Genomic DNA, 4,860 nt, shown 5'->3' on the forward strand with positions numbered 1-4,860 from the left:
TTCTATCTCTTTCCTTTCTTCCTGATTTAATTCAATTCTTACAGATTTTCTTGCCATAATATTATTATAGCAAGATTTTATTGTAATGTCAAGTTATTATACCTCTTTTATCGGACAGGGCACTAGAATGTATTTAGTAAGAGGGTCTGAAAATAAGGTTTTTAGTGTTGATGCCAAGGGAGGAGTTGAAAAGAATCCAAAGAGCTTAGAAGAAGCAAAAAGGCTTGGCTCATTAGTTGCAAGGACGCTTATAAAAAGGAAAGAAAAAGTTAAAAAACAAAGGAGGTGAAAATAATGCTAGATAAAAAAATTTAGCACCTGTATGTGGGTTCTATTGTGGTACTTGTGAATACTACAAGAATTTATGCCAAGGATGCGGCAATGTGAAAGGCAAGCCATTCTGGACAGCTCAAATGAAGGTTGAGGTTTGTCCATTATACGATTGCTGTATCAACAAGAAGCAATTGGAGCATTGTGGACTATGTGATGATTTACCTTGTGGAACATTCTCAAACTTTTACGATCCATCCCTAAGTGAAGAAGAGGCAAAGAAGTTTGTTCTTACAAGACAAAATGAGCTTGTGAAGAGAAAGGAGATTGGAACAGAAAAGTGGCTTGAAGAGAAAGCCGCTAAATAAAGGCTTAAGATTGTTGCTTAAGGCAGGAAGGAAGGGTATGGTTCAATAGCCACAAATATGGCAGGAAGGGGAACGGATATAATATTAGGAGGAAATCCACCAAGTAAGGGAGAACAAGAAGAGGTAATAAGCCTTGGTGGTCTCCATATTATAGGAACTTAAGCGCCATGAGGCAAGAAGGATTGATAATCAATTAAGGGGAAGGTGTGCCAGGCAGGGAGAAGAAATGTAAAATGCAAAACGCAAAACTTATGGTTGATAATAGTTTTGGAATACGAAGTATCGCGAAGCAATTTTGAGTTGTTATTTTGCGCTTTGAGTTTTGAATTTTTTACGATTGAGGCATTCAGGATGTTTGAGGAGCTTATATACCATATGAAGGAAGAGATTGTAGGTAATTTATTCAGGGTTTCCCTTGCTCCTGTAAAGGAAAGACCAAAGCCAGCAATTACCAGAAGACTAAGCCTTCCAGATGAACCCCAAAAGAAAATAGGCAGAAACCAACCCTAGCGCCTGTGGAAGTGGGAAGAAGTATAAGCATTGCCATGGGAGGTAAATAAAAATTCAAAATTCAAAATGCAAAATTGAGGTAAGGATTTATAAATAGTCTTGAGCTTTTCAATTCTTGACAGGCTTAAGACAGGGTGATAAAATTATTTATATAGTTTAAGAAACAGCAGAAATGGAATTTGAATGGGACCCGAAAAAGGCTGTTGCGAATGAAGAAAAGCATGGGGTTAGTTTTCAAGAAGCTACAACAGTTTTTGGAGACCCCTTGGCTGTAACCTTTTTAGATCCTGATCATTCAGAGAATGAACATCGATACATTACTTTCGGACTTTCAAGGCATAAACGATTTCTTGTTGTCTCACATACAGACCGGGGAGATAAAACAAGGATTATCAGTGCGCGTCTTATGACCCGCAAGGAAAGAAAAATCTATGAAGAAGACTAAATCTGAAGAACTGCGTCCAGAGTATCACCGTGAGGAGCTTGGTAAGGGCATCAGAGGCAAATATTTTTCTTCTTATCAAAAGGGAACTAACCTTGTCCTTTTGAACCCTGATGTAGCTAAAGCCTTCCCCACCGAAGAATCCGTGAATGAGGCCCTTCGCTCTCTAATAAATATTGCACAGAAAGCCATGGGCCTAACAAGACGCTCAAGCGGACGTGTAAAAAAGCTGAAAAGACCATTTGCATAATTTAGACAGCTTAAGGGAAAGTATTCATTTAAGAGCATATGGTCAAAGAGACCCTTTGGTGGAATACAAGATTGAGGCATTCAGGATGTTTGAAGAGCTTGTTTATCATATGAAAGAAGAAATTGTCGAGCATTTATTTAAGGTTTCTCTTGCTCCGGTAAGGGAAAGACCAAGGCAGATAATTACCAGAGCAAGCCTTCCCACTGAACTCCACAAGAAAATTGGCAAAAACCAACCCTGTTCCTGTGGAAGCGGGAAGAAGTATAAGCATTGCCATGGGAGGTGAAATAAAAATGCAAAATGCAAAATGCAAAATGCAAAATTGTGGTAAAGATTCAATAAAAATATAACCAAAGTTTTAGTTTTGAGTTTTAAGTTTTGAGTTTCTGTGATTGACAGGCTTAAGACCATTTGATAGAATTATCTTAAGGTTCGCTGGATACTCGCCACTTCCGCCTATGGCTGAGGATGTCAAAATTCCTGAAGGGGAATAATTGCCTAGGAAGAATGCAGGTAAATTTTGGCATTCTTCGTCTAACAGCGTGTTTGCAGTTCGCTCCGCTTACTCAAAATGCCTTTGGCACTTCGCAAACACGCAGAACATTAGGCAAAATGGCAAGAAAGGAAAAGGTAAATATGAATGAAATGGTTTAAAGACATTCATAGTAGGCAGGTTCGATTAACCGATGAAAGGCAAGGGCATATTGAAGCAGACCATCCAGAAATGTCGGGGCAGATTGACAAAATACAGAACACCTTGTTAAATCCTGATATAATTGTCAAATCAAGCACGGATTCGGAGGTTGAACTATTTTATCGGTATTACAATGTTACTCCTGTCAGTGAGAAATATTAGTTAAACTATTAGTGGGTGATTTGTTTATTATAACGGCATATTTTACAGATACGATAAAAAGGGGTGAGATATTATGGGAAAAGAAGTAAAAATTTGGTATGACACGGAAGGGGACTACCTTGAAGTCCTTTTTGAGAGAAAAGCAGGGTACTTCAAGGAGACAGAAAACGATGCAGTAATGGAAAAAGTGGATGAGGAAGGAAAAGTTATTGGTTTTTCCATCCTAAAAGTGAGTGCATTGAGAGAAAAACCTCTTTCGGTCAGTCTTGTTAAAAGCCAAATCGCCTAACAGAGCATATCTGGCTATGGCATTTTGCACTTTTATTTGGCTTATAGATTGTTGCCCAGACAGGAAGAGAGGTGCTAAAGCTCGGTGTTTTCATATTATTTGGAAGCGAACGCCATAAGGCAAGAAGGATTGATAATCAATTAAGGGGAAGGTGTGTCAGGCAGGGAGAAGAAATGTAAAATGCAAAACGCAAAACTTATGGTTAATAATAGTTTTGGAATACGAAGTATCGCGAAGCAATTTTGAGTTGTTATTTTGCGCTTTGAGTTTTGAATTTTTTACGATTGAGGCATTCAGGATGTTTGAAGAGCTTGTTTATCATATGAAAGAAGAAATTGTCGAGCATTTATTTAAGGTTTCTCTTGCTCCAGTAAAGGAAAGACCAAGGCAGATAATTACCAGAGCAAGCCTTCCCACTGAACCCCAAAAGAAAATAGGGAGAAACCAACCCTAGCGCCTGTGGAAGCGGGAAGAAATACAAGCATTGCCATGGGAGGTAAGCAATATAAAGCGGCAAAGGCACAGAGTTTAATGGTTTTAAGTTTTGTTTGTATTTTTGATTTTTGTATTGAGGTGTTTATATCAAAAATGTTGAAATCCTTACTCAAAATAGAGTTGGATTATAAAATATTTAGAGGGTGATGACAAAAATGACAAGAAAGACTATATTGACCAGAAGGAGTGTTTTAAGCAGGGTTGATAATATGGAGAGGAAATTAGAGTTTTTAAAAAGGGATTTTATTCGGGTTTTTAAGCCACAAACAAAGAAAACAAAACCCTCTCTTTATGGAAGTATTAAAGGGGGAGATATTACCGAAGAGGCGATTGAAGAGGCAAAACAATCACTCTTTAGAAATCTAAAGGTCTGAAATGAGCTATATCCTGGATACCCATATTTTAATCTGGTACTTTATTGGGAGCAAAAGAGGCTTTGGTGCAAAAAATGTAAAGGTTTAGTATAAACTTCCATTTCCATGGGCTTTTGTGATATAACAAGAAAGCTCAAAATTAAAAAACCTAAAAATATCAATCAAATTTACATAACCACTAATCTTTGAAAGTAACAATCTGCAAAATTGGGGTTATTGACAGGGTTTTTAAGTAGAACTTCACTATTTCACTTCTATTAACAAATCTTGAAACTCTAACTTCTATGCTGCAACCCTATTTAAGAATATTCTCTATCCAATTCCTATTTTTTCTTAAAGCTATTCCTATCAATTTTTTCAACCTGATTGGTCTTTCTCTTTTGACCTTAATCCCTTGCCATACTGATGCCTTCTAAAGAATCCTGCAAAGTTTTCACAGGCATTGTTGGTTGATGGAATCCTTGGGTCTAAGTAATGGGCGGTTATCCTTTTCCAGTTTTGAAAAATGAACCTTATGTGTCCTTCAAAAGGTGTATTTTCATAGAGCCAAGGCTTATCCTTCAGACCTTCAAATATCCTTTTTGCCCAATATCTATCAGGAACAAAGAGCGAATCTAACAACTTGCGGACAGGTTCTTCTACCTTTCTTGCTATCTTCTCTTTATCCATTCCTATCATCATATCATAGAGTTCTCTTGCCTCTTCCTTCTCTTTGCCCGATACTTCTCTAATTGCCTCTTTCTTGGCCTCTTCTTTTGAAACCTACAAGGTAAGGCCCTTCTGGATCAATGGCCATCAGACCACATACCTTCTTACCGCAGTTAGTAAAGAAAACTTCGTCCAAACAGAGGATTCCAGAAAACTTGTAATCCTTTCCTTTCTGTTGGTAGCATCCATAATGTGTGACAAAGGGAGAACTGCACTCTGGACAGCACAGGAATTTGCAAGATTCAAATTCCTCCTTAAGTAAATCCTCTAAATTGCCGATAATAATCATAGGTTCACC

The 4,860-nt window shown here is 37.7% G+C and carries 12 protein-coding genes and 2 pseudogenes; 12 read left to right on the plus strand and 2 right to left on the minus strand.

The genetic code is table 11. The annotated features are described in order from the left end of the window. Positions 1-127 precede the first annotated feature (127 nt). From AB1630_10235 to AB1630_10290, 12 genes and pseudogenes are all read left to right on the plus strand, one after another. On the plus strand, positions 128-289 hold the full coding sequence (locus AB1630_10235) for a hypothetical protein (GenBank protein MEW6104168.1): 162 nt from the start codon (positions 128-130) through the stop codon (positions 287-289). A gap of 40 nt (positions 290-329) precedes the next feature. Beyond that, positions 330-638: pseudogene (locus AB1630_10240) on the plus strand (DUF3795 domain-containing protein). A 42-nt stretch (positions 639-680) separates the two neighbouring features. Beyond that, positions 681-834: pseudogene (locus tag AB1630_10245) on the plus strand (hypothetical protein). 119 nt (positions 835-953) lie between these two features. Beyond that, positions 954-1,148 carry a hypothetical protein gene (locus AB1630_10250; protein ID MEW6104169.1) on the plus strand — a complete coding sequence of 65 codons (195 nt, stop codon included), beginning with the start codon at positions 954-956 and terminating at the stop codon, positions 1,146-1,148. Positions 1,149-1,320: 172 nt separating this feature from the next. Beyond that, positions 1,321-1,593 (plus strand): BrnT family toxin, encoded by a 273-nt coding sequence (locus AB1630_10255; protein MEW6104170.1) that lies wholly within the window; start codon positions 1,321-1,323, stop codon positions 1,591-1,593. Beyond that, a complete protein-coding gene (locus tag AB1630_10260) occupies positions 1,580-1,840 on the plus strand; it encodes a hypothetical protein (protein MEW6104171.1) in 261 nt (86 codons plus the stop codon). Before AB1630_10255 ends, AB1630_10260 begins: the two co-directional genes overlap by 14 nt. Then, on the plus strand, positions 1,833-2,126 hold the full coding sequence (locus tag AB1630_10265; protein MEW6104172.1) for an SEC-C metal-binding domain-containing protein: 294 nt from the start codon (positions 1,833-1,835) through the stop codon (positions 2,124-2,126). Before AB1630_10260 ends, AB1630_10265 begins: the two co-directional genes overlap by 8 nt. A gap of 221 nt (positions 2,127-2,347) precedes the next feature. Continuing rightward, on the plus strand, positions 2,348-2,494 hold the full coding sequence (locus AB1630_10270) for a hypothetical protein (protein ID MEW6104173.1): 147 nt from the start codon (positions 2,348-2,350) through the stop codon (positions 2,492-2,494). A gap of 275 nt (positions 2,495-2,769) precedes the next feature. Next, the gene (locus AB1630_10275; GenBank protein MEW6104174.1) at positions 2,770-2,985 is read left to right on the plus strand and encodes a DUF2283 domain-containing protein; all 216 of its coding nucleotides are present in this window, start codon (positions 2,770-2,772) and stop codon (positions 2,983-2,985) included. A gap of 47 nt (positions 2,986-3,032) precedes the next feature. Further along, positions 3,033-3,164, plus strand: a complete 132-nt coding sequence (locus AB1630_10280) for a hypothetical protein (GenBank protein MEW6104175.1) — start codon at positions 3,033-3,035, stop codon at positions 3,162-3,164. Between the two features lie 83 nt (positions 3,165-3,247). Continuing rightward, positions 3,248-3,439, plus strand: coding sequence for a hypothetical protein (locus tag AB1630_10285; protein MEW6104176.1), 192 nt, complete (start codon positions 3,248-3,250; stop codon positions 3,437-3,439). 196 nt (positions 3,440-3,635) lie between these two features. Next, complete coding sequence (locus tag AB1630_10290) at positions 3,636-3,854, plus strand: hypothetical protein (GenBank protein MEW6104177.1); 219 nt, start codon at positions 3,636-3,638, stop codon at positions 3,852-3,854. Positions 3,855-4,211: 357 nt separating this feature from the next. Here the strand turns inward: AB1630_10290 and AB1630_10295 are convergent, their stop codons facing one another. Together AB1630_10295 and AB1630_10300 are read right to left on the minus strand one after the other, a co-directional pair. Beyond that, positions 4,212-4,535: a hypothetical protein gene (locus tag AB1630_10295; GenBank protein ID MEW6104178.1), complete on the minus strand. Its 324-nt coding sequence runs from the start codon at positions 4,533-4,535 to the stop codon at positions 4,212-4,214. Positions 4,536-4,581: 46 nt separating this feature from the next. Continuing rightward, positions 4,582-4,860: hypothetical protein (locus AB1630_10300; GenBank protein ID MEW6104179.1), on the minus strand; the 279-nt coding region annotated here is incomplete at its 5' end.

Source organism: bacterium (genome assembly GCA_040753555.1).
Lineage (GTDB): Bacteria > UBA9089 > UBA9088 > UBA9088 > UBA9088 > JBFLYE01.

Coding starts and splice junctions, on each gene's coding strand:
- AB1630_10295 (MEW6104178.1), bottom strand. CDS start 4,535: ATGATGATAGGAATGGATAAAGAGAAGATAGCAAGAAAGGTAGAAGAA.
- AB1630_10255 (MEW6104170.1), top strand. CDS start 1,321: ATGGAATTTGAATGGGACCCGAAAAAGGCTGTTGCGAATGAAGAAAAG.
- AB1630_10270 (MEW6104173.1), top strand. CDS start 2,348: ATGCAGGTAAATTTTGGCATTCTTCGTCTAACAGCGTGTTTGCAGTTC.
- AB1630_10235 (MEW6104168.1), top strand. CDS start 128: ATGTATTTAGTAAGAGGGTCTGAAAATAAGGTTTTTAGTGTTGATGCC.
- AB1630_10260 (MEW6104171.1), top strand. CDS start 1,580: ATGAAGAAGACTAAATCTGAAGAACTGCGTCCAGAGTATCACCGTGAG.
- AB1630_10290 (MEW6104177.1), top strand. CDS start 3,636: ATGACAAGAAAGACTATATTGACCAGAAGGAGTGTTTTAAGCAGGGTT.
- AB1630_10275 (MEW6104174.1), top strand. CDS start 2,770: ATGGGAAAAGAAGTAAAAATTTGGTATGACACGGAAGGGGACTACCTT.